Origin of the sequence: Aminobacterium sp. MB27-C1 (assembly GCF_030908405.1) — a bacterium.
Taxonomy (GTDB): domain Bacteria; phylum Synergistota; class Synergistia; order Synergistales; family Aminobacteriaceae; genus Aminobacterium.
Genome location: NZ_CP133089.1, coordinates 157,458 through 181,531 on the forward strand (window position 1 = coordinate 157,458; position 24,074 = coordinate 181,531).

Consider the following 24,074-nt stretch of genomic DNA (forward strand, 5'->3'; position numbering starts at 1 on the left):
GATCACTTTGGGTTCGTGTGAAAAAAATGATTTCGTATCTCTGCAAGCTTAAGAGCACGTTCTGGGTCTTTGCTTGCATTACACATAAACTCTCTAATGAACGCTGCAAATATACTCAAGAAAAGTCCCAGTATAGTAGCAAGAACTACCATTAACGTTCGCTTAGGTTTTATAAGTGACGATGAGATATTTTTTCCAAGAGCTGATATAGAGATTGGTCGTTTCAGTTCAGAAAGAGCCGCTTTTCGTTGTTGAAGCATTCGATATTGATCTTCAAGAAGTGTTATTTCTCGCAGATGACGTAAATATTCAAGGCCTCCATCTGGCAGTGCATAAAGTGAAGAGGCTTTTTGGGATGCTTCAAATGACGAAGAGGGGTAAAGTAGTTGTGCGTTTTGTTGCGTAGAGGCTACTTGTTTAATATAGCGGGCTAAAGCTTCTTCCTTTTCTGAAAGCTGTTTTTGAACCTCGTTTATCTCGAAAATTAGTGCATTTTCAAGCTGAGCAAACTCACTATTTTTATCTTCGATAAGTGTTTCTAATTCAGATTGGGCTACGTTTATAGCTTCTCGCACAGCCATAGCAGAAAGAGTAGAAGTGCTTGCTGTGGTGCTAAGAGTGATAATTTGGGTTTTGTTATCCACGGTTGCTTGAAGGGTAATTGATGAGATAGCTTCTGATTGTGGCAGGTTGGCTTTTGTCTTACTGACAACGTCGTTTGTTGAAAATAGTTTCGTAATAAGCTCTGGGGTAAACGTTGAGACACTACGCACATAATCAGTGTTCTTGTCTATAAAGACAGATTGATCTGATCTGGATAAAAAAACAGTAGTTGATGATCTATACACGGGAGTCATTACAAAACTTGCAATAAGAGCTCCACAGGCAAAAAGAAAAGTAATGCCTATAATAAGCCATTTATTTTTTACTAGTACAAGCAGAAGATCAAGAATATCAATTTCGTCTTCATCAGCATAAGGCTGAGGGTTCTGAGAATAGTGAAACTGTTCTTCCATAACTAGAGAGGCCCCTTTCTTGTTTATCAATCATCACGGGTATTATACCTATTCTATCAATATATTACATAAAAATTAGGAAGAAGAAAGAGTTCCTCGTGCCTGCCTGCGATGGGTCTCTAGAATATAAGCTCATAGGGTTTTGAAAATGAATGCATTATACAGCGCCCTCCATATTTAATGTTTAAAAGAAAGATGATATACAATAGTTACAAAATTCAAACCTTTTGGGGAGGGGGAAGGGTTTTGACCATTCGAAAGAAGTTGCTTGGTGTTAGTGTATGTGTCCTTATTCTCTTTTCCATGGCGCTGTTTGTTGTGAACCAAAGATCTGAACGTTTTTTTGTCCGTTACTTAGAGGCATCTGGTATGGAAACAATTGCGGCAGATGCTCGGATTGTAGGGGCTTTTTTCGAGAAATACGAAAACTTCATGGATGCGGCGGCCTCTACGGCGGAACAATCCTATCGTCTTGATTCAATTTTGAAACCTGCTTTAGAAAAAATGACGACGAAAATGGCGAAGGATGGGGTAATGGCTGTCTATTTGGGAACGGAAGACGACGGCCGGTTTGTTGTGGGAAGCGACTGGGTTCCTCCTGAAGGGTGGGATCCCCGCGAAAGACCGTGGTATAAAGAAGCTGTAGAGCAGAATAAAGCGATTTTTACACGCCCATATATTGATTCTATTACAAGCGGTGTTGTAACAACTGCTGCTATTCCCGTTTATGAAGACTCTAAATTGATTGGTGTTGTCGGTTGCGATATTGATATTACTACCTTAAGTGATTTCGTGGCTAGTTTGAGAATTGGCGGAGAGGGATCAGGCTTCCTTTTGACTCCAGATGGATTGATAATGGCAAGTTCTCATGAAGAGGATGTTATGAAGGCCAACATGGCAACTCACCATCAGTTTTCTGAGTCTCTTCGAGGTATTGCAAACCGCATGATTAAAGGGGAATCCGGCATGGATAAATTTATGCAAGATGGTGTGGAGCAATATGCTTTCTTTGCTCCCACCCGACACGGTTTTTCTCTTGGCGTTACTTTTCCCACATCGGCAATAAAAAACCAAGTTGGTGCTATTACTCGCCAGTTGCTCTATATTGCCGGTGGTATCTTTTTGCTTCTTTTAATTGTCTTAAGGTGGATTTCTGTTGGAATCAACCGTTCTGTAGATATGCTTACATCTGATGTTAAAGAATTAGGCCAGAAAAATTTAGCTGTTCGCTGCTTTGCGAAGGGTAACGATGAAATGAGTGTTATAGCTACGGAGTTAAATAAAATGATAGATTCATTGAGAGATGCTATGGGTATAGGGCGTCGTCAGGCTCGGCAGACTTTAGACAGTTCACAGGCCCTTAGTGCTCTTTCTGAAGAGACATCGGCTTCCATGGAAGAAGTAAAAGCTTCGGTAGACGAGGCAGAGCTAGCTATTAATTCTATTCTCCAAGCGGCCACTTCCGTTTCAAATGTAGTTCATTCTTCTGAAGAAACCGCTCAAGATGTGGCTAAAGAAACTCAGCAGATAGCGTCGCTGACTGAGCAGGCGCAGTCTCTTACAGAAGAGGTTCGAGAGCTAAGCTCCTCTATTGTGTTGAATATAGATAACGCTGTGCATCAGGCAACTGTTAACGGCGAAGCCTCTCGCCAATTGTTGGGATCTATTGATAAGGTAAAGATCTTCGTAGAGACTATTACGAAAATTGCAGACCAGACGAACCTTTTGGCGTTAAATGCGGCTATTGAAGCGGCACGAGCAGGAGAAGCGGGGCGAGGTTTTGCTGTCGTTGCCGAGGAGGTTAGAAAATTGGCAGAAGAGTCGGCCGAGGCAGCTCAGCAGGTTCGCTCTATTACTGATGTGATAGTGACCGATACGGGTAAGACTAATGAAGCGGCAGAAGCGGTGATAGGCATTCTTCAAGAGGCATCTCAGCGTATAAAAGATACACAGATAAAGGTGGGGGAAACGAGTGATATGTTGCCCCAGATTAATGAGGCGGTGCAGAATATAGTAGAGCTGTCTTATGGGCAGGCAACAGAGGCTCAAACTTTAAGCAAAAACACCGACGAGTCTACACGACGTATTGAGGAATTGTTAGAGACAATACGTCAGATCAGCCAGGCCTTTGAAGATACGGCTCGTGCGGGAGAACAGCTAGCCATAGAGGCTCAAAGAATGTCGTCTCAGGCCGAGGAAACTCAGAATATTATGGAAGAGTTTACGTTAGAAGAAAGCACGGCTCTTATGGCGCAAGCGTAATTGAAGAGTAGCTAAAAAAACTGCAAAAGACGAGAAAAAAGGCAGGAGACCTCAAGAGTAAGACGCGAGGTTTCCTGCCTTAATAATTTCGTATATCGGTCATTTTTTCTACATCGAATAGACTGCTGGCAATAGAGAGATTGGTGGCGATTCCTTTCTCGATGAGGGGGGCAAAAAGGTTGGCTCCTCCATAGATGATCATATAGCCTTTATTCCTGTCTTTTGAGCTTATTCTGTATGAAGGGGAAATAATGCCACCATGCGAAATAAGACCGGAGAATATTGACGGTGTAAGTTTTTTAAGAGCATTTTGCAACTCTTTATACAGAAATGAAGGAAAAATTTTAATGGCCGCAGTAGCGAGTCCATTCCCCGTTTCTACAAGTTTGCTCACAGAGGTATATTTGCCCCGAATAAGAATTTCACCAGGGCTTAAGGTTGTTCCGGTATGAGAAATGATCTCAGTAAAACCACATGCAGTGAAGTTCTCAAGGCGATAGAGCCCTGTTGCTGACGTTTCTACGTAAATTCCCATTTTTTGAAAAGCGATGTCATAGTTTCGAGATGAAACGCATACAAGTGCTACATAATCTTTAGAGATATTGCAATTCCAAAGCTTTTCTGGCTCTTTAGCTATACCAATCAATGGAGAAACACATATATTAACTTCAACAGCCTGTTTTAACTCCTTCAGGGCTTTTTCAAGCTTGTCTTTTTCGAGAAGCAGGCAGTTGACCACAATCCTTCCTTTGTTTTTTAATAGATCGTAAGAGTAGTAAGAAGAGAGTTTTTCTGTTTCAAAAGAGGATGTGCCAATACGATCAAAGACGAAGAGCATTTTTGCTTCGTTAATACCTTTTTCTGTAAGATGGGCCCCCCTGTTTCCCTTCCTCGTAATAAGGTTTTCTGTTTCCATATTCGAGAGGTGATATCGTATCGTTCTTGAATCGAGGTGATAGCCACGTTCTTCAAGCTGTTTTCGTATATGTCCTGACGATTGTAATCCTTCAGAAAAATAAAGAATGCGAAGTATTTCTATTACTGTCGCTGCATATTTTTCGTCGGCAAACATAAAAAAGACTCCTTTTTTGCTTGGCGTATTTTCGGAGATTGTTGTCCGAATTGCTATCCTGAATATTAATGATCTATAAAGAAAAAAGCAAGTGTTTTAGTCTTTTAGGCTGCTTTTTGCTAGTTTTTTTGAGTGAAAATAGAAAAAAGTTTATGTTGACAAAATACATTGATTATATTAACCTATGACAAAACGGAAGTCAACTTCCGAAAAAAGAGGAGGGAATGTTGTGGAAAAATGTTCACTTCTCGTGTCTACCGGCAATTTGGGTGACAACATTATTGAAGAAGAATCTTTCTACGAAGGGGTAAAGCACCATATTGATTGTTTTGCTGCCGATGCGGGAACCGCCGACGCAGGTCCTACTTTTTTAGGTGCAAACAAACCTCATAACCCAATTGAATGGGAAAGACACGATCTCGAAGTTATGCTTGTCGAATCGAGAAAGAAAAAGGTTCCCATGATTGTAGGTTCATGTAGCACTACCGGAACAGATCGCACAGTAGATCTCTACGCAGATCTTATTCGTGATATTGCCAAAGAACATCATCTCGCACCCTTTAAAATGGCCCTCATCTATTCTCAAGTTGATAAAAATGAGCTCTTGAAACGAGCTGAAAATGGAGAAACAGAACCTCTCGAAGCAGATTTTCCTCTAACTAAAGAAGTAATAGATCAAACGACAAATGTTACAGCCAGTATGGGTGTGGAACAGATTGTTTATGCACTGGAACAAGGTGCCGATGTAATTATGGCTGGCCGTGCTTGTGACGATGCTGTATTAGCAGCCTACCCCGTATTTAGGGGATTTGATAGAGGAATCAGTCTTCATATGGGGAAGGCCGCCGAATGTGCCTCTCTTGTTTGTTGGCCTCAGATGGTTAAAGAGTCTATTATTGCCACCGTTCATCCAGATCACTTTACTATTGAACCGATGCACCCGAATCAGCGAGCTACGCCCCATAGCTTGGCCGCTCATTCTATGTACGAGCGAACCAATCCCTTTGTTCAGGGGCTGCCTGGTGGAATTCTCGATATGCACGAAAGCGTGTATGAGTCTGTTACAGATCGTATTGCCAAGGTTTCAGGAAGCAAATTTGTTACCTCTCCCGATAGAAGTTACAAAGTAAAGCTAGAAGGGGCTGGCGAAGCCGGACACAGAGTCTATCACTTTGTAGGAATCCGCGATCCCCGAGCCATTGAACATATTGACACGATTATAGAAGACACGAGAAAAAAAGTGTCTCATATTATCGGCCCTTCCAGAGATAAAGATTATGAGCTCTTCTTCCATGTTTATGGACGCAATGCCGTTATGAGAGAGTACGAACCTATTTTGAAAACACAATCTCACGAACTGGGAATTTTTATTGAAGTTATTTCGCATGATTTGGAATTAGCTACCACTGTTGCGAAATGTGCTAAATTCCGCTTTTTCTATATGAGCTATCCTGGTCAAATGAACTCTTCTGGCGGTTCTGTTGCCCTTCTCACTGATGAACCTCTCTACCCACAGAATAAGTGTTATCGCTGGACTATCGACCATTTATTGAGTCTTAAAGATCCCCTTGATAGCGGCATTTTTAAATATCATTTCGAGATGGTAGGGGAGTCGTAATGAAAGTTCCCCTCGATCTAAACAACACGTATCTTTCAAAATTGAGCCGGTTCTACGCAGATAGTAACGCATCGGCTATTCCTGAAGATGTGCTTCTGAAAGCCCGTCGTGTACTTATCGATTTTCTTGCCGAAGTTGCAGCGGGGTATAAAACGGGAGTTTTCCCCGCTATTTGCACTACATATCTTTTGGCTCTCGGTGGAAAGCCGGAAGCAACCATTCTTTGCTACGGCAAGAAAGTTCCGGCTCTTCATGGAGCATTGGCTCTTGGTGCCTTAGGCCATTCAATCGAATTAGATGATGGGCATAGATGGGGAACAAGCCATCCTGCAGTGGCTATTATCCCGGCAGCATTGACCGTTGCAGAAAGGGAAAAAGCCGATTTTACACGTCTTTTGAGAGCTATTGTCGTTGGGTATGATGTAATGCTTCGCGCTGCGCGAGCTATCAACCCATCTCACTTGAGAAGGGGCTTCCACTCGACGGGAACATGCGGAGCTCTCGGTGCCGCTGCTGCATGTGCATGCCTTCATAACCTTGATGCCGAATCCTTTGCTTACGCCGTATCTCTCGGGGGATTACAAAGCGCAGGTTTGCAAGAGATGCTTCACGATCATCCTGAAGTAAAACCTCTTCAGCCAGGAAAGGCAGCCCTTGCCGGCGTTTTAGCAGCAGATCTGGTGAGAGGTGGGGCAAAGGGGCCTCGATCTCTTTTTGAAGGAGAGCATGGATGGCTCAAAGCCATGTGTCATAACGAGTTTTCCGAAGATGCACTCATGGGAGATCTGGGAACTCGTTGGGAAATCATGAAGACCTATACCAAGTTATATCCTACCTGTCGGCATTGTCACGCAGCTATCGACCTGGCGAAGGAGGCAAAAAAAACATTAGGTTTGAGCCTTAACGATATTCAGTCGATTCATGTGAAGACATATGCTTTAGGCATTGTCGAAGTCGGTCAGATCTTTGTTCCAGAGACCTTTGAAGAGGCTATGTTCAGCCTTCCCTTTTCCGTAACTTTGGCCCTTGAACGAGGACACGTAACCCTACAGGATTACGACAATGAATCTTTACATAATGAGGTTCTTCGGCAGGCGTCACTCAAAATACGTGTTGAAGAAGATGAAGCTATGAATCGCCTTTATCCAGAGGAGCGAGGGGCCTGGATGAAGATAGATCTGCATGATGGGCGCTCTTTTGAAAAGTACATTCCCGTAGCGAAGGGAGAACCTGAAAATCCAGTATCTGACAGTGATCTTCTGGAAAAACTCAAGGGTATGGTGAATGTCTATTATCCAGAAGAGTTCTTAAGCGGCTTATGGCAGATTTGTGTGGAAAGGCCCATAGACTCTGTCTCCTATGGGGAAATTGTTGATCATTTTGGGAGGTTCCACTCATGAAAACAAAAAATATATGTGACCTGGCCAGAACGGTTCGAAGCAAAAATGCAGGGAGCTTCATGATTACTCTTGAGATTATTTTTGACGATCGTTCTGTCTACGAGAAAGTGAAAAAAAGCGGTGTGGTAACTCAGGAGGCTATCGCCCGTGTCTACGATGTTTCTACAGATAAAGTGCTTGATTTTATGTTTTTTGATCCTGGAATGGGTATAAAGGCCAATCTCCGTCGTTCAATAGCCAGTGGCGGGCCATCTGAGACAGATGTATACGGGTGTCAGCAGTACGCGCCACTCTTTTCATTAGAGGTTCCATGGGATGAGTAACAAGCCTTATGCAAGGAAATTAGCCGAATTTGCTGCCGGCGCAACTTTTTCAGATCTTCCTAAAGAGGTTGTTCATCAAGCACGGCGATGTCTTCTCGATACTGTTGGTGTCATTATTGCCGGTTCGGCTATGGCTGATTCATCGAAGGCGATACAAAAATTTGTGAAGAAAATGGCTCCGCAAGGGAAAGCGTCTGTTATTGGAACATCTCAAAAGGTGGAAGGGGCTTACGCTGCTCTTGCCAATGGAGTGGCTGCCCATGCCTTAGAACTTGATGATGGTTCTAAATATGCAACATATCATCCTGGAGCGTCTATGATTCCCACTGCTTTGGCCTTGGCAGAAGAGCAGGAAGCTACATTAGGCGATGTGCTTCTTGCCCTTGCTTTAGGATATGAAGTTTCATTGCGTATTGGTACATCGGTGAATCCCTCTCACTATTTAAAGGGTTTTCATCCTACCGGGACAGTGGGAACTTTCGGCACGACTATTGTAAGTGCCAGTTTATCGGGATTAGATGCTGATGGCATTACGTCGGCTCTCGGTATTGCTGGAAGCCTGGCATCGGGTATTAATCAATACGAGATTGACGGCTCGTATGTGAAACATCTTCATCCGGGGAATGCCGCGAGAAACGGCATATTTGCAACCCGTCTTGCAGAAAATGGTTTCACGGGGCCAGGGGAAATTATTGAAGGGCGATTGGGTTTTGCTCACTGTTTTTCCAATACATTTGTTCCACAAATTCTTTATGAAGACCTTGGTGGAATGTGGGAGTTCTTAAAAATATACTTTAAGCCCTACTGCTCGTGTCGATATGTTCACTACGCTGTTGAAGCTGTTGAAAATATCTTGAAAGAACATCCTTTTGCGGCCGACGATATCGATTTTATACGGGTTCGAACCCATCAGAATGCAAAACAGGGGTCTGATATTCCCGATTACCAGACAGTTCTTCATGCTCGGCTCAGTTTGCAGTATGGAATGGGATCAATGATCGTTCGAGGAAAAGCCGGTCTTCAGGAATACACGGAAGATAGTATTAAAGACGAGCGAGTCAGAGCTTTGGCATCGAAGATCGCAATTGAAGAAGATGCTGAAATACAGAAACATTATCCTGAAAAACGAACAACTATTGTGGAAATAACAGATAAGCGCGGAGAGACCTTTTCTTCAACTGTAGATTATGCCAAAGGAGACCCACTAAACCCCATGTCAGATGATGACATACGAGAAAAATTTAAAGATGTTACCCACACGCTTCTCGAAGATAAACAGCAAGAAGAAATAATGAATTGGATTATGAATGAAGAACCGACGAAGAAGACTCTTCGTAATCTTATGGCTATGCTCTCAGTGAATGAGGGATAAGGAGGAGAATCGAGATGGCAGATAGAATTAATGAAAGTATTTCTCAGTTCATTTTTGATCTCAAATACGAAGATATTCCCCCAGAAGTAACGTTCCACCTAAAAAATATTCTGCTTGATTCTTATGGATGTGGTCTGTTTGGTTCAGCAACACCGTGGATGAAAATCTACAAAGATGTACTTTTGAAAATGACAGACAGACAAGAGGCCACAATTTGGGGAACGAATCAAAAGACATCCACTACGGCGGCTATGATGCTTAACGGTTCTGCCATCAATTCTTTTGAGCTTGATGATACTCATACAGATGGCATTATTCACGTTTCCACGGGAGTTTTGGGATGTATTACTGCTTTTGCAGAAAGTCTTGGAACTGTATCTGGAAAAGATTTTCTGACAGCCGCGGTATTAGCTTTTGAAATTGCTTGTCGTGTCGCGGCTCCTATCGGTACAGAGCTGGCACATCAGGGATTTAATAACACCGGTACGTGTTGCCCATTCGGATCGGCTGCCGGAGTAGCTAAAATGTTGGGGCTGACTAAAGAACAGGTAATTCACGCTATGGGCATTACGGGAAACTGGTCGAGCGGTCTTCAGGCTGTTCAATTTGCGTCTATGGCAAAACGTATTGTGCCGTCGAAGTCTTCTGAAGGGGCCATTGTTGGTTGTCTTTTGGCCAAGGAAGGATTTACCGGCATAGAAGATGTTTTCGAGAATAAATTTGGTGGTTTCTATAATTGTTTCACCGATGATGTCTATAACATAGAACGAACGGCTGGTGAGCTTGGAGATCGTTGGGAGTTGCTTGGCATAGGTTTGAAGTTCTATTCAACGTGTCGCAGCAAGCATTCTACCATCGACACCCTTCGCAGATTCAGACAGGAACATCCGGAAGTTAAACCTGAAGATATTAAGAAAATAAGAGTGGGAACAACTTCGATTACCCATAAATATTCAGTTGATGCTGACGCCATTACCAGCGTTGTAGCAGCTCAATTGAGCCATCCCTATGTATGTGCTGTAACCATGCTTGAAGGAAATGCCTTTGTAGACCAGTTTACCGAAGAGAAAATTCGTAATAAAGAAATTCTTGATTTTGCCAAAAAAGTTGAAGTATACACCGATGAAGAGATAGAAAAGCTTCCACGAGCTCTTCGTTACACAGTAAATGTGGAAGTGGAACTGAATAGCGGTCAAAAATATGCCATGAAAACAGAGTACCCAAAGGGACATCCGAAAAACCCGTTCACGAAAGATGAATTACTTTGGAAATTCAACTCTCTTGCGGGAAAAGTATTTACCGACGAAGAACGGCGCAAGAATATTGTTGAAGCCGTGCTTAACCTTGAAGAACTAGATAATATTCAGACACTCACAAGCCTTTTGAGAAAAGAGGCATAAGAATGGCTCGCGGGAAGACCATTGTCGAGAAAATAATATCATCTCATTGCGGGCAGGATGTATATGCTGGGGATTTTGCCGTTGTCAATGTGGATTTGGCTATGGCCCATGACAGCACTGCTCCTTTGGCTATTCAAGCTTTTCGACAGTATGAAGAGCCTCGTGTTTGGGATGCTTCCCGTTTGGTTTTTGTACTCGATCATGCTGTTCCCAGCCCTAATGAGCAGGTGAGTCGCCTTCATTCGATGATTCGCGACTTTGCTCATGAGCAGAAAGCGCATCTTTTCGAAGCAGGAGAAGGAATTTGTCATCAGTTGCTTGCAGAACAGGGTCTTGTGAGACCTTCAGATATTGTGGTGGGGTGTGATTCTCACACCTGTACCTATGGAGCTTTGAATGCTCTTTCTTTTGGTATCGGTTCTACTGATATGAGTGGCGTGTTACTTACAGGTCAGCTTTGGCTGAAAGTTCCTGAAACACTGAAGCTCATTTATGAGGGAAAGATGCAAAAGGGAGTAAGTGCCAAGGATGTAATGCTCTTTACTATTGGCAAGTTGAGATCTGACGGGGCTGATTATCTGGCCCTTTCTTTTACAGGTGAAGCCATAGAAAACATGGAGATCTGCGATCGTTTAACCATGTGCAATATGGCTATCGAATGCGGGGCGAAGGCTGGCATGATGGAGTGTGATGATAAGACAAAAGCATATCTTTCTGGTCGGTCAAAAATGGAAATTTTACCTGTTTTTGACGACAAAGATGCCCTCTACCGTGATACTATAACAATTAATATTAGTGCTTTAGAACCACAGATAGCCCTTCCCCATGCTGTGGATAATGTTTGCCCCGTAAAGAAAGTTGAAGGAACAGAGATCCAGCAGATTTTTATTGGTACATGCACCAATGGCAGGCTTGAAGATTTGCGAGCTGCGGCTTCGATTTTGCGCGATAAACATATTAGTTCGAGCTGTCGGCTCATTGTTGGTCCTGCATCTCGTGAGGTTTTGCGAGAGGCCATACGTGAAGGAACTATAGAAGTTTTACTTCAGGCGGGGGCTACTATTATTCCACCTGGCTGCGGACCTTGTCCAGGAACACATTTAGGGGTTCCTGGGGATGGCGAAAAGGTTCTTTCTACAGCCAATCGGAATTTTAAGGGACGTATGGGTAACAATAAAGCCTCTATCTATCTTGCTTCACCAATGACATGCGCAGCATCTGCTTTGAGGGGATGTATAAGTGATCCCCGGGAATTTCTCGAAATGGGGGATGCGTAATGATTGAGGGACGTGCACACCTTTTTGGCGATAACATAAATACAGATTACATTATTGCCGGTAAATATACGAAAACCCTTGATTATTCCGTTTGGGTTAGTCATCTCTTTGAAGACATTTCTCCGGGGTTTAGTCAGAAGGTGAAGCCTGGCGATTGTGTTGTTGCCGGTCGCAATTTTGGATGCGGTTCCTCGCGAGAACAGGCTGCTGTAGCTTTGAAATATGCCCAAGTCGGGGCAGTTTTGGCAAAATCTTTTGCCAGAATATTTTTTAGAAATGCTATCAATCTCGGAATTCCAGCACTTATTTGTAATACTGATGAAATCCACGATGGAGATCAGTTGGAAATTGATTTAACCAACCAGAAAATTTATAACCTCACAACACATCAAATACTCACAATTGAGCCACTTCCTGATGTAATGATCCAGATTCTTTCCGAAGGTGGGTTAACTCCCTACTTGAAAAAATTCAAGACATTTAAAAAAGCCCCAGGTAAAGGAGGGACGCGCATAACGAAAATAGTCGTAATGTAGAAATAACTGAAGATACTTCTGTAGAGAGAAAAGGGGGAAACACAATGCAGAAACATAGAAAGTGGTTATTTGTTACATGTCTGCTGGTGATCTTTTCTTTAGGAATTGCAGGAGCAGGTTATTCACAGGAGACCAGTTTGAATATGGGCAGCACCTCATCATCTTCTGGCGTATATGCATGGTGTGTGGCCGCTGCCAATGTTATCAATAAGGCAGATGCGGGGTTAAATGTTACTGTTGTTGAAAGCGGAGCTGGAATTGATAACCTTAAGAAAGTTCGTGACGGTGTTTTTGATTTTGCTCTTTGTATCGATTTGCCTTCTACACTTCAGCTTTATGAAGGCACAGGCACTTTTAAGGGAGAGAAACCCTACACAGATGTGCGCTGGCTCTTTTTAAGAAATGTTTTTGCCGATCGGCTTTACGTGCGTAAAGATGCCAATATCAAAACTTTCGCAGATCTTGCCGGTAAAAGATTTTGCCCAGGCATTCCTGGTTCAGCTTCAGCTTCGTATGTAATGCAATATAACGATATTTTGGGAACTGGCATCAAATTGATGCCCATGGCCTACGGAGATGCTGTAAATGCCCTTAAAGAAGGGCGTATTGTTGGGCTTCAGAAATCAAGCGGGCTTAACTCGATGGATGCCTCTCTTATAGAAGTGAATATATCTACCCCTCTCGCTGTTATTGGCTACTCCGAAGAAGATGTGAAAAAGATTCGTGAAGACATTCCAAGCATGAGTTTCATGACCACTAAAAAAGGAACAATTTCTCAACTTCCAGATATCGGACCGATCTGGGAAGAGTGCCCCATAGCTGGAGCAGTTGCCAGTACTCGTATGTCTGAAGAAGTGGCATATAACCTCATTAAGGCATATATGGAAGGAATCGAAGAGGTCGCAGCCGCTTACGCTCCCATAAAAGGATGGGATCCTGTTGCAGATTACTTTAAATTCGCATCAGAAGATGCTTTCATTCCAGCCCATCCAGGGTTGATTCGTTATGCGAAAGAAAAAGGGATAGAGGTTCCTGAATACTTTATTCCACCTGAGTATAAAAAATAGGTCGTATAAAGCGTGGAGGTGGAGATTCCTTCACCTCCTGCACCCTCGATATATAACATAAGAAGAGGGGGGAGAGAGGGTGAACGTACAGAATTTCTTTAAGAAGCATATAGGCAGCATTTTATTTTGGAGCGGCATTGTCTTTTCTTTAACACAACTTATCGTTCCTATCTATTTTCAACATTTACTTGATATTCAAGTTCGGGCTCTTCACGTAGCGTTAGGTGTTTCTATTGCATTGCTGAACTTTCCCTTTCGAAAAAAGGGTGACGATAGCGAGCGTTCCTACGTTTGGGATATCTTTCTTATCGTTGTTATTGTTGTTGCGTGCGTCAATATTGTTTTGAAAGCGCTTGATGTATATATGAACCCCGGAGGGGCTACTTCTCTTGATCTGCTTTTGGGAACAGCTCTTATGGTTATAGTTCTTGAAGCGGCTCGTCGCACTGTTGGTGCTGCTATACCCATACTTGTTGCCCTTCTGTTTAGCTATATCTATGTGGCTCCTTATTTAGGCGGTTTATGGAAGATTCGAGGCTTATCTTTTGAGTTTGTCATGAATTCTATATATTATTCTCCCCTTGGTTTGTTTGGTAGTGTAACAGGCATGTCTGCTACCTTTATTGCAATGTTTATTATCTTCGGTTCTCTTCTTTCTGCTACCGGAGGAGGAAAGACATTCATTGATTTAGCGCTGGCTCTTACTGGCCGTTTCGTTGGTGGCCCGGCAAAAGCAGCCGTTATTTCAAGTGCTCTCTTTGGCAGTATTTCAGGAAGTTCGGTTGCTAATGTTATGGTAACGGGCAGCTATACCATTCCCCTAATGAAACGACTCGGATATCGTCCAGAATTTGCCGGAGCCGTTGAAGCTATTGCCTCTACAGGAGGCGGAATTACACCTCCTATTATGAGTATTACGGCTTTTATGATGGCCGAGTTCTTAAATATTTCGTATTTGAATATTATCGGCTACGCCCTTTTACCCTGTTTGCTTTTTTATACAGGTGTTTTGAGTGGCGTACATTTCCAGACGAAACGGAGAGGACTGGCCTCGGTTCCAGAGGATGAAATTCCACGTTGGAAAGAAATTCTGACTTTTGAGCGAATGGCAGGATTGCTTATTCCGACGGCACTCCTTCTATACCTCATCGCCACAGGACAACCTCTTTTGAAAGCGGGATTTTATGCCTGTATTTCATCTATTGTTGTTTTGATTATCAGCGATGCTTTAAAGAAAAAAATCAAAGAAACGCCCCAAAAAATACTGTCAGCTCTCAGTGAGGCAGGTTCTGACGTTGCCCGTATCGCTCCCATTCTTATTTCAGTGAGTATGCTTGTGAATCTTATTGGAATAACTGGAATCGCTCCTAAAATAAGTGGCCTGATTCTTGATTATGGAGGGTCTAATCTTTTTATAGCGTTGCTTGTCGCTACTATCGTGCCCTTTCTTCTAGGAACCTCCCTCCCTGTTGTGCCCACTTACGTTCTCTCTGTTTCCATTCTCGTTCCTCCTCTCTTGAAGATAGGCATTGATCAGGTTGCAGCGCACCTTTTCTTTATCTATTGGGCCATTCTTGGAGGCGTAACTCCGCCTACATGTACAGCAGCAGTTGCCGCATCAAGTATTTCTAAGGGGAATTGGGTAAAAACAGGTTTTAATGCCGTAAAACTCGGGGCTGTTGCCTTTATATTGCCATACTTCTTTGCTTTAAACCCCTCTCTTGTCGGAAGAGGAACGTCTCTCTCTATTTTGAGTCACGGTTTAACTGGGTTTATCGGGGCAATTTCCATAGCTTACGGGTTCTTTGGTTTTGGAAATAGCATTATGGCGAAGATCAGCCGAGTGCTCTTTTTTGTCAGTGGAATATTACTTCTTTTCCCTGACGTGAAGCTTTCTGTGATTGGAATAGTCGGTGTATGCGTTGCTTTCTTCTGGAATAGACTGATTCTTAAAAGAGAACGCCTTAATTTTAATGGAGGGGTAAGAGTTGAAAAAAACAACGAAGCTTAAACATATGATTCTTGAGCGTCGTGCCCTTGTTTGCCCTGGAGCACACGATGCCCTTTCTGCAAAACTTATTGAAAGAGCGGGGTTTGAAGCTCTTCAGGTGAGTGGCTTTGGATTATCGGCAACATGGTTAGGGTTGCCAGATATGGCTTTTCTTTCCTTTGGAGAGATGTTGCAATTTACGAGGAATATAGTTAACGCTGTTGAGATTCCAGTTATGGCCGATGCAGACACAGGATTTGGAAGCAGTATTAATGCCATGCATGTAACAAAGGAACTTATCCGGATCGGTGCTGCCGGCATGAACATTGAAGATCAACTTTTCCCTAAACGATGTGGCCATTTAGAGGGAAAACAAATTATTCCCATGGAAGAGATGGTTATAAAGCTGAAAGCTTGCGTGAAAGCTCGGAATGAACTTGATTCTGACTTCGTGATCAATGCTCGTACAGATGCTATTGCAGTTACCGGCATAGATGATGCCATCAACAGAGCTAATGCTTATGCGGATGCAGGGGCAGATTTGATATTTGTCGAAGCGCCTCAATCGAAAGAAGATATTTTGCGAATAATAAAAGAGGTAAAGGCTCCTATTAGTGTCAATTTGTTTGATGCAGTGAGTGGAGGTAAAACGCCGCTTATCCCAATCGAAACGTTGAAAGAGATGGGTGTGGGGCGTGTAAGTATTCCAGTAGGGCCGTTGTTTGGCGCCATGAAAGGAATGCAAGCATATCTTGAAGCGATAGCAGGAGGAAAGTTGGCTGAAGGTAGAGATGATTTAGTAGTTCCTTTCGGGGAGTTTAAAGATGTAGTTGGTTTTAACTTTTTCAGGCAGTTAGAGAAAGATATCTAGCCTATAAAAGTTGACGTAGAGAAACTAAGCTACTGGAAATGCTGATTAGTTCAGCTTCCCAGTAGCTTTTTTAGTGTGTTAAAAGTTTGCCTTGGATTTATACCCTTGACAAAAAGAAATCTTTGGGTGTACCCTTGTCTTGTACCACTGAATGGACATGCGTTTCTCTGAGCGGAACCAGGAGGTGAGAAAATGGCAGAAAATAGTTTGCAATTAGTTGATAGAGTAGTTTCAATAATGGGTTTTCTTTCTGAAAAACAAGAGGCTATTGGAGTTTCTGAAATAGCCCGTTCGGTGGAGTTATCGAAAGCGACAGTTCATAGAATTTTGAATACTCTATTAGGTTATAGTCTCGTTCTCAAGAACGAGCGTGGCCAATATCAAATAGGTCCTGGAGTTCTTCTTTGGGCTAATTCTTATAGAAAACGTTCTGGCTTATCAGCAGTAAGTGCTCCCTTCTTAAAAGAATTATTAGCTTTTACAGAAGAGACGATTCATCTTTTTATATTCGAAAATGGAGAAGGCTATTATCTCGAAAGAGTTGAAAGTCCTCAGCCTCTCATCACCCGTTCAGCAGTAGGGTCCAAATTACCACTTCACAGTTCATCCGCTGGGAAAGCTATCTTAGCTGCTCTTCCTTTAGATGTTTTTAACGAGTTTATGGAAAAAATAGAATTTACTCCCCGTACTCCCAACAGCATAACTGACAAAGAGGTCTTGCGCGATCAGATTGCTAAATGGAGAAAGCTTGGCTATAGCGAAGAAATAGAAGAAAACGAGCCGGGAATTCGTTGTGTAGGGTCTGCTATCTGTGATTCTAAGGGCTATCCCATAGGTGCTATAAGCGTATCTGCTCCAGCATTCCGTTTTGATGACGAAAAATCAGCGTTAGTTGGAAGAAAACTTCGTGAAGTAACTGCGGCAATATCGGCGAAGTTTGGGGCGTAAATAAAGGTAGTTTTTAATGGTCAGACCATTAACTTTTATTGGTCTATTAATCGTTACATTTTAAAACAGGAGGTGCGTTTTTTATGAAATTTCTGGAAACAAAAACACCGTGGATGACGGAAGATTGGTACACGAGTCCGTGGAACTTTTCCGAAGAGGCCAGAAAGGGGGTCGAGTTTTCTAAGAATCTTCAGTTTCATGACGTTTCCCTTCGGGATGGAGAGCAGCAGTCTGGTTTGATCTTCAATAAAGATCAGAAGATTGCGTTGGCAGAGAAGTTGGCTGAGCTTGGTATTCATCGTATTGAAGCTGGTATGCCTGCTGTTTCAGATCAGGATGAAGCTGCTATTCGTGAGATCGTAAAGAGAAATCTTGGCCCAACTATTTTTGCTTTTGCCCGTTGCATGAAAGTTGATGTTCAGAAGGCTTTGGATTGTGGCGTAAAGCATATCGTTATGGAGGTTCCCACAAGCGATCACTTAGTGAAATATGCTTACCGTTGGGATATGCAGAAGACAATTGATCTCTCTATTGATGCGACGTTATTCGCTCATGAAAACGGGATGTATGTTTCGTTCTTCACAATTGATGGAACCAGAACTGATATTAACGATTACCTCAACCTGATTCAGAAGATTGCTACAGAGGGTCATATGGATGAACTCACCGTAGTCGATACTATGGGTGGTTTGAATCCTCACGCAGTTCCTTATTTGATTCATAAGGTTAAGGAGCGTATTCCTGATAAACCAATCGGAATTCACTTCCACGATGATTATGGTTTGGGTGCTGCTAATACAATTGCTGGTTTGGCCGCTGGAGCGGATATAGCTCACACAACTATTTCCGGAATAGGCGAACGGGCTGGAAATGCACCCTACGAAGATGTTGCTTTGGCTCTTCTCACTATGTATGGCGTAGATACAGGCTTGAATTACGATAAGATGTACCCCCTCTCTAAGTTCCTTCGTGATATGACAGGCCTTACAGTTCGCCAGAACCGTGGAATCGTCGGAGATCATGTGGCTGATATCGAGTCTGGAATCGTTGCAGGCTGGTATAAGAACGCAGCTGAAGAGGCTCCTTTGGAGTTGTCTCCCTATCTCTATGGTTTAACAGGACATCCTGATGCGAAAGTAACTATCGGCAAGATGAGCGGGATTCCGACAGTAGATATTTACCTTGAACAGTTGGGACTCTCTACTGATGATAAAGAGTTGAAGTTAGAGATAGTTAACGCTGTAAAAGCGAAGGCCTTCGAAAAGAGTGATCTTCTCGAGCTTCGAGAGTTTGAAGAAATAGCACGTAAGATTCTTAAAAAGTAGCACCATATTCAGTATTACTAAGGACGTGAAAGAAATGAAGACACCGAAGGTTCTAGAAGGGTTTCCTGCTTCTGGCATCAGGAAGATGGCACAACTCTCAACAAAGTATAAAGATGTGATCTTCCTAGCCTTTGGCGAACCCGATTTTGATACGCCAGCACATGTTAAGGAAGCAGCTAAAAAAGCTCTTGATGAAAATTTGACCCATTATTCAAGTAATATTGGCGCCATTGAATTTAGAGAGGCTGTTGTTGAGAAGTACAAAAGAGAGATGGGACTGGAAATTAAGCCGGAGAATGTCATTGGAACTATAGGCGGTATGGAATCACTTTTCCTTGCTTTCCTTTCAAACTTCAATCCTGGCGATGAAGTTCTTGTTACAGACCCATACTACTCAAACTACTTAACGCAGCTTCATGTAATAGGCCTGAAACCTGTGTTGGTCCCCCTTTACGAAAAGAACCAGTTCAGGCTCCAGGCAGAGGACGTCGAGAAGGCCGTCACACCTAAAACTCGCGCCCTTGTATTGAACTCCCCATGCAACCCAACAGGAGGAGTTATTGATTATGATACCATGAGCAAAATCGTAAAGGTAGTAAGAGAGCATGACCTTATGGTTATTTCTGACGAGGTCTACGAGAGCATTCTTTACGATGGAGCCATGCACGTGTCTCCTGCGCAATTCCCCGAGATACGCAACAATGTCATCATCGTTAACAGCCTTTCCAAAACATACGCTATGACAGGCTGGCGCATTGGGTATGCCGTTGCTTCTGAAGAGGTTATCAATAATATGTGCTGCCTTCAGCAGGCTGTGACAGACTGTATTCCTACCTTTATACAGCACGCAGCAGCGGAAGCTTTGACTGGCAGTCAGGAAGCCACTCTGGATATGTTGAAACAATATACTTGCAGAAGAGATATTGTTGTTGACGGACTCAATGAGATACCTGGAATTTCCTGTTCTAAAACGGCTGGCGCTTTCTATGCTTTCCCGAATATAAGCGCATTAGGTAAAACATCAGAAGAATTTGCTATCGATCTTCTCGATAAAGAGCAGGTTGTTACTGTTCCCGGATCCTACTTCGGAAAAATGGGAGAGGGCTTTATCCGGATATCATTTGCAACATCTGAGGATAACCTCAAAGAAGCTGTTCGCCGTATTGGACGGTACGTTGAAAAGTATTGCACAGTTAATGCTTAACTCCTAAGGGGAGGCATATTGATGACACGGTCAGAGATTTCCTATGACGAAAGTGTTTTTAGAAAACAGATAAGCCCTCGTATAGCCCATATGCGTAAAGATGTGGTTTCCGCCAAGCCGATTCTGTGCAGCGAGCGCGCCTTGCTTGTTACAGAGGCATATAAGGAAACTGAAAATACTCCACGGGTTATGAGAAGAGCGCTGGTTTTTAAGAAAATAATGGATCATATGACGCAAAACATCTGGGATGGCGAATTGATAGTCGGTAGCCATGGTAGTAACGGGCGACGATCTGCGCCACTCTTCCCTGAGTATGCAACGGCATGGCTCGAAGAAGAGATAGACGAGATGCTTGAGACAAGAACTCAGGATACCTTTATAGTTCCTCAGAAAGTAAAAGACGATCTTAAGGGAATTTTCCCATATTGGCATGGAAAAACTCTTCATGAGCGGTATCGTGCCATGCTTCCCGAAGAGACGAAACGGGTGCGCGATGCCTATATGTTCACTCGTGATCTCTTTGAGCGTAACGGATATGGTCACGTAGCCTACGATATTCCCAAGCTTTTGAAGGTCGGGCTTAAAGGAATTAAAGAGGAGATTTGTCAGAAGCTGAGCGAACTTGATTTAACGACAGCAGAAGATCTTGATAAGAGACTTTTCTATGAAGCCCTTCTTGTATGTTGCGATGCCGTTATCGGCTATGCCAGACGGTATGCGGAAAAGGCAAGAAGTCTTGCTGCAGAAGAAAAAGATGCTGCTCGGAAGAGTGAGCTTGAAAAGATTGCCGATGTCTGTTCATGGGTTCCTGAGAATCCTGCCCGTGATATCTGGGATGCTATTCAGGCCGTTGCGTTTATGCAGCTGATCATTCAGACAGAGACTAGCGGAGATTCCGTTTCTCCGGGAAGATTAGATCAATATCTCTATCCCTACTATGTAAAAGATATAGCCGATGGTCGTTATACCATCGACGAAATACAAGAATTACTTGACTGCCTCTGGCTCAAATTCAACGAGATTATCAAAGTTCAGGATAGTGAGTCTATTCGTATTCATCCGGGTTTCCCGATGACTCCGAATTTGACTATCGGCGGGCAGACTCCTGAAGGAGAAAATGCCGTTAACGAGCTGAGCTATCTTATGTTGAACAGCCAGGAGCATATCCGTTTGACGAACCCTCAGTTTACAGTTCGTTTCAATGAGAAAACCCCTCAGGATTTTATTTTGAGGGTTGCTGAAATCGTACGACTTGGAACAGGTGTTCCTGCCATGTTCGGTGATGATGCCTGTATGGCTGCCATTCATAGAACACTTCCCGATATGCCTCTTGATAGAGTTCGAGACTTTAGAATTGTAGGTTGCGTTGAGCTTGCTCCTCGCGGCTTCCAGGGGCGTGTAAATGGTGGCTTCCTTAACGTTGCCCGAGTTGTTGATTTAGCTCTTAACAATGGCGTTGATAGACTTACTGGAGAACAGATTGGACCTAAAACTGGCAATATCAACGACTTCAAGTCATTTGATAGTGTCATTGATGCAGTGAAAGCCCAGATGAACTATTTTGTGACTCAACAGGTTATCAACGCAGCAGTAGTCGATATGGTCCAAAGAGATCTAACTCCTCATTTGTTTCTTTCAGCTCTGATCGAGGGGTGTATTGAGAGCGGTAAGGATATGACATGGGGTGGATCTCTTTGGGGCGCCACACCTATTCTTCACGTGGGGATGGCAACGGCCTCCGATTCCCTGGCTGCTGTGAAGAAAGTGGTTTTTGACGATAAACAAATAACTATGGCGGAACTAAAGAGTGCTCAGGATAGTGACTTCGCTGGGGAAAACGGGATAAAAATTCAGAAGATGTTGCTTGATGCACCTAAGTATGGCAACGACGATGAAGATGCTGACGCCATGGTTCAGACAATGACCAACCTTACTTTCGATGAGATTGAAAGACATAAGGATATTGATGGTCGACCCTACACATCGATGATTTTGACCTTGGGGGCTACAGTTCCCCATGGTTGGAAGACAGGAGCTACGGCAGATGGTCGAAAAGCTACAATGCCCGTATCTGATTCCATGTCTCCATCGAATGGTGCAGATAAAGAAGGCCCCACGGCGGTTCTTAAATCTGCGAGCAAGATCGATCAGACACGACTTATGGAAGGCAACGTCCTGAATTTAAAGTTTAGCAGAACAGCTTTGGATGGGGATGAAGCCCTTCACAAGTTTGCAGACCTTGTGTGCGCATATCTTATTGATCTTAAAGGTCAGGAAGTTCAGGTTAACGTTGTAGATGGAGCTACGTTACGAGATGCGCAGAAGCATCCTGAAAACTATCAAGATCTGGTCATTCGCGTAGCAGGGTATAGTGCTCGTTTTGTCGAGTTGGATAAAGAACTTCAAGACGACATTATTCGAAGAACAGAACACCAGACGGTCTAATGGTGATGAGGGCTGTGGATAACTCAATTCGTACGCTTAACGGATGCATCTTCAATATACAAAGATATAGCCTTCACGATGGACCGGGAATTCGGACTATTGTTTTTCTGAAAGGATGCCCACTTCGGTGTCCCTGGTGTGCTAACCCAGAGTCTCAGAATGCTTCTCCTGAGATGATGGGGTCGGAAATGGTCGGAAAAGTGGTTACGGTTGATGACGTTATTCGTGTTGTTGAGAAAGACAGTGTTTTCTACAAAAGATCTGGAGGGGGAATGACCCTTTCTGGAGGGGAACCGCTCATGCAGCCGGAGTTTTCAACAGCGTTGATGACTGTCGCTAAAGAGCATGGTTTCAATACGGCCATAGAAACATCTGGTTTTCAAAAATGGAACCTTATGGCTCCTGTTATTGAAAAAACGGATGTTGTCTTTTTTGACATCAAAATGATGAATTCAAGCCGCCACGAAGAAGTTGTAGGGGCTCCCAACGAGCTTATTCTTGCGAATGCAGAGAAAATAGCCAAAAGTGGAAGACGAATAATTATTCGCCTTCCACTGATTCCAGGCTATAACGATGGTTGCAATTTGGATGAGACCGCAGCATTTGCTAAAGAAATAGGAGCCAGTGAACTTCATCTTCTTCCATATCATCGTTTGGGAGTATCCAAATATACCAAATTGGGGCGCACATATTCTTTAAACGATGTAGTGGCTCCTGAGAAAGAGCAAGTGGAAGCAGAAGCGAAAAGATTGAAAGAGCGCTTCTCTTTTGAGGTGTTAGTTTCGTAAAAGGAAAATACTGCAAGACAAAATGAAAATACAGACGGTTTTTCAGCAGAGTAGAGTGCTGATAATCGATTTCGGCCAGGAGGAATGACAAGTGAAAAATTTGAAAAATATGGTTTGGGGAATTTTATGTGTATTTGTCGTCTTCGCATTTCTTGCAACTACCGGAGTTGATGCAGCTTTGGCTGCCAAAAAATTGGAGATTCGCGTAGGGCATGGTGTTCCTGAATCAAATGCAATGCATCAGGGATGGGTTAAGTTTAAAGAGGTTATCGAAGCTGAATCGAACGGGAAAATGACCGTTAAAATTTATCCTAATCAGCAGCTTGGCGGTGACAGAGAGTTAATAGAAGCTGTTCAGATGGGCAATCTTACGATGACAGCTCCATCAAATTCTCCTCTTGCTGCTTTTGACAAAGAATTCTTTGTTCTCGACATTCCCTTTTTGTTCAAGGATAGAGCCGATGCCTATCAGATGCTTGATGGTAATCCCGGTCAGACTTTGCTTGCTACTCTTGATAAGTTCAATCTTAAGGGACTTGGATATTTTGAGAATGGTTTCAGAAACTTGACCAATAGTAAAAATCCGGTAAAATCTCCCGCTGATTTGGACGGCCTTAAATTAAGAACAATGGAAAACCCCGTTCATCTTGCAGCATGGAAGGCTCTTGGTGCTAACCCCACCCCCATGGCATTTGGAGAACTTTTCACAGCATTGCAGCAAAAGACCGTTGATGGTCAGGAGAACCCATTCGAGCTTATCCATGCAGCGAAGTTCAATGAAATTCAGAAATATATCACCAAAACTCAGCATATCTACACAACATACGTCATGGTTATTAACAAGAATTTCTATAACAAGCTGTCTGACGAAAATAGAGCGATTGTCGATAAAGCCGCTAAAGCAGCTGTTGACTATGAACGTGAAATAGCCATGAAGAATGATGTGGATGCTGAACAGAAACTTGTTGAATTTGGTAATGAGATCGTTGAACTTAACGATGAGCAGAGAAACGAATTTAAAGAGAAACTCCTTCCAGTCGCAGATATGGTGAAAGAAAAGGCAAGTGCTGAAATAGTTGACCTTTTCGTTGGTTCGTCAAAATAAACCTTATTGCGGCTAAGCATTAGAAATATACCTTCCGCAGGGAATAGAAAGAGGG

19 protein-coding genes are annotated in these 24,074 nt (G+C 43.1%); 17 read left to right on the forward strand and 2 right to left on the reverse strand.

All coding sequences use genetic code 11. The features are described from left to right. Nucleotides 1-2: 2 nt before the first annotated feature. On the reverse strand, nt 3-1,016 hold the full coding sequence (locus RBH88_RS00765) for a Wzz/FepE/Etk N-terminal domain-containing protein (protein ID WP_307879767.1): 1,014 nt from the start codon (nt 1,014-1,016) through the stop codon (nt 3-5). 246 nt (nt 1,017-1,262) lie between these two features. On the opposite strand from RBH88_RS00765, the gene RBH88_RS00770 reads away from it, so the two are divergent. Beyond that, nucleotides 1,263-3,278: a methyl-accepting chemotaxis protein gene (locus tag RBH88_RS00770; protein ID WP_307879768.1), complete on the forward strand. Its 2,016-nt coding sequence runs from the start codon at nt 1,263-1,265 to the stop codon at nt 3,276-3,278. A gap of 79 nt (nt 3,279-3,357) precedes the next feature. On the opposite strand, the gene RBH88_RS00775 is transcribed toward RBH88_RS00770, so the two are convergent. Continuing rightward, nucleotides 3,358-4,350, reverse strand: a complete 993-nt coding sequence (locus tag RBH88_RS00775) for a DUF128 domain-containing protein (RefSeq protein WP_307879769.1) — start codon at nt 4,348-4,350, stop codon at nt 3,358-3,360. Nucleotides 4,351-4,579: 229 nt separating this feature from the next. On the opposite strand from RBH88_RS00775, the gene RBH88_RS00780 reads away from it, so the two are divergent. The 16 genes from RBH88_RS00780 to RBH88_RS00855 all read left to right on the forward strand — a co-directional run bounded on the left by RBH88_RS00780 (nt 4,580) and on the right by RBH88_RS00855 (nt 24,019). After that, complete coding sequence (locus tag RBH88_RS00780) at nt 4,580-5,968, forward strand: acyclic terpene utilization AtuA family protein (protein WP_213691199.1); 1,389 nt, start codon at nt 4,580-4,582, stop codon at nt 5,966-5,968. Next, nucleotides 5,968-7,368 carry an MmgE/PrpD family protein gene (locus RBH88_RS00785; protein WP_307879770.1) on the forward strand — a complete coding sequence of 467 codons (1,401 nt, stop codon included), beginning with the start codon at nt 5,968-5,970 and terminating at the stop codon, nt 7,366-7,368. Before RBH88_RS00780 ends, RBH88_RS00785 begins: the two co-directional genes overlap by 1 nt. Beyond that, a complete protein-coding gene (locus RBH88_RS00790) occupies nt 7,365-7,691 on the forward strand; it encodes a DUF4387 domain-containing protein (protein ID WP_213691201.1) in 327 nt (108 codons plus the stop codon). The genes RBH88_RS00785 and RBH88_RS00790 overlap by 4 nt, the downstream gene beginning before the upstream one ends. Beyond that, nucleotides 7,684-9,063 (forward strand): MmgE/PrpD family protein, encoded by a 1,380-nt coding sequence (locus RBH88_RS00795; RefSeq protein ID WP_307879771.1) that lies wholly within the window; start codon nt 7,684-7,686, stop codon nt 9,061-9,063. Before RBH88_RS00790 ends, RBH88_RS00795 begins: the two co-directional genes overlap by 8 nt. A gap of 14 nt (nt 9,064-9,077) precedes the next feature. Continuing rightward, on the forward strand, nt 9,078-10,463 hold the full coding sequence (locus RBH88_RS00800) for an MmgE/PrpD family protein (RefSeq protein ID WP_307879772.1): 1,386 nt from the start codon (nt 9,078-9,080) through the stop codon (nt 10,461-10,463). 2 nt (nt 10,464-10,465) lie between these two features. Beyond that, nucleotides 10,466-11,740: a 3-isopropylmalate dehydratase large subunit gene (locus RBH88_RS00805; RefSeq protein WP_307879773.1), complete on the forward strand. Its 1,275-nt coding sequence runs from the start codon at nt 10,466-10,468 to the stop codon at nt 11,738-11,740. Continuing rightward, entirely contained in the window at nt 11,740-12,276 is a 537-nt protein-coding gene (locus RBH88_RS00810) for a 3-isopropylmalate dehydratase small subunit (RefSeq protein WP_307879774.1), read from the forward strand. The genes RBH88_RS00805 and RBH88_RS00810 overlap by 1 nt, the downstream gene beginning before the upstream one ends. A gap of 44 nt (nt 12,277-12,320) precedes the next feature. Continuing rightward, entirely contained in the window at nt 12,321-13,343 is a 1,023-nt protein-coding gene (locus RBH88_RS00815; RefSeq protein ID WP_213701637.1) for a TAXI family TRAP transporter solute-binding subunit, read from the forward strand. A 79-nt stretch (nt 13,344-13,422) separates the two neighbouring features. Then, entirely contained in the window at nt 13,423-15,354 is a 1,932-nt protein-coding gene (locus RBH88_RS00820) for a TRAP transporter fused permease subunit (protein ID WP_213701638.1), read from the forward strand. Continuing rightward, nucleotides 15,332-16,204 (forward strand): oxaloacetate decarboxylase, encoded by an 873-nt coding sequence (locus tag RBH88_RS00825; RefSeq protein ID WP_213695619.1) that lies wholly within the window; start codon nt 15,332-15,334, stop codon nt 16,202-16,204. Before RBH88_RS00820 ends, RBH88_RS00825 begins: the two co-directional genes overlap by 23 nt. Nucleotides 16,205-16,396: 192 nt before the next feature. Next, a complete protein-coding gene (locus tag RBH88_RS00830) occupies nt 16,397-17,152 on the forward strand; it encodes an IclR family transcriptional regulator (protein WP_307879775.1) in 756 nt (251 codons plus the stop codon). Nucleotides 17,153-17,235: 83 nt separating this feature from the next. After that, complete coding sequence (locus RBH88_RS00835; protein WP_213691309.1) at nt 17,236-18,477, forward strand: LeuA family protein; 1,242 nt, start codon at nt 17,236-17,238, stop codon at nt 18,475-18,477. 34 nt (nt 18,478-18,511) lie between these two features. Then, nucleotides 18,512-19,681 (forward strand): pyridoxal phosphate-dependent aminotransferase, encoded by a 1,170-nt coding sequence (locus tag RBH88_RS00840; protein WP_307879776.1) that lies wholly within the window; start codon nt 18,512-18,514, stop codon nt 19,679-19,681. 21 nt (nt 19,682-19,702) lie between these two features. Next, a complete protein-coding gene (locus tag RBH88_RS00845) occupies nt 19,703-22,126 on the forward strand; it encodes a formate C-acetyltransferase/glycerol dehydratase family glycyl radical enzyme (RefSeq protein ID WP_213691311.1) in 2,424 nt (807 codons plus the stop codon). Nucleotides 22,127-22,140: 14 nt separating this feature from the next. Then, complete coding sequence (locus tag RBH88_RS00850; RefSeq protein WP_213695621.1) at nt 22,141-22,914, forward strand: glycyl-radical enzyme activating protein; 774 nt, start codon at nt 22,141-22,143, stop codon at nt 22,912-22,914. A gap of 91 nt (nt 22,915-23,005) precedes the next feature. Beyond that, nucleotides 23,006-24,019, forward strand: coding sequence for a TRAP transporter substrate-binding protein (locus tag RBH88_RS00855; RefSeq protein ID WP_307879777.1), 1,014 nt, complete (start codon nt 23,006-23,008; stop codon nt 24,017-24,019). The last annotated feature ends 55 nt before the right edge of the window (nt 24,020-24,074 follow it).

Bases quoted from the DNA above. Each gene is read 5' to 3' on its own strand.
- RBH88_RS00800 (WP_307879772.1), top strand. From the start codon at position 9,078: ATGGCAGATAGAATTAATGAAAGTATTTCTCAGTTCATTTTTGATCTC.
- RBH88_RS00835 (WP_213691309.1), top strand. From the start codon at position 17,236: ATGAAATTTCTGGAAACAAAAACACCGTGGATGACGGAAGATTGGTAC.
- RBH88_RS00840 (WP_307879776.1), top strand. From the start codon at position 18,512: ATGAAGACACCGAAGGTTCTAGAAGGGTTTCCTGCTTCTGGCATCAGG.
- RBH88_RS00785 (WP_307879770.1), top strand. From the start codon at position 5,968: ATGAAAGTTCCCCTCGATCTAAACAACACGTATCTTTCAAAATTGAGC.
- RBH88_RS00810 (WP_307879774.1), top strand. From the start codon at position 11,740: ATGATTGAGGGACGTGCACACCTTTTTGGCGATAACATAAATACAGAT.
- RBH88_RS00805 (WP_307879773.1), top strand. From the start codon at position 10,466: ATGGCTCGCGGGAAGACCATTGTCGAGAAAATAATATCATCTCATTGC.
- RBH88_RS00845 (WP_213691311.1), top strand. From the start codon at position 19,703: ATGACACGGTCAGAGATTTCCTATGACGAAAGTGTTTTTAGAAAACAG.
- RBH88_RS00815 (WP_213701637.1), top strand. From the start codon at position 12,321: ATGCAGAAACATAGAAAGTGGTTATTTGTTACATGTCTGCTGGTGATC.
- RBH88_RS00775 (WP_307879769.1), bottom strand. From the start codon at position 4,350: ATGTTTGCCGACGAAAAATATGCAGCGACAGTAATAGAAATACTTCGC.
- RBH88_RS00795 (WP_307879771.1), top strand. From the start codon at position 7,684: ATGAGTAACAAGCCTTATGCAAGGAAATTAGCCGAATTTGCTGCCGGC.
- RBH88_RS00790 (WP_213691201.1), top strand. From the start codon at position 7,365: ATGAAAACAAAAAATATATGTGACCTGGCCAGAACGGTTCGAAGCAAA.
- RBH88_RS00830 (WP_307879775.1), top strand. From the start codon at position 16,397: ATGGCAGAAAATAGTTTGCAATTAGTTGATAGAGTAGTTTCAATAATG.
- RBH88_RS00765 (WP_307879767.1), bottom strand. From the start codon at position 1,016: ATGGAAGAACAGTTTCACTATTCTCAGAACCCTCAGCCTTATGCTGAT.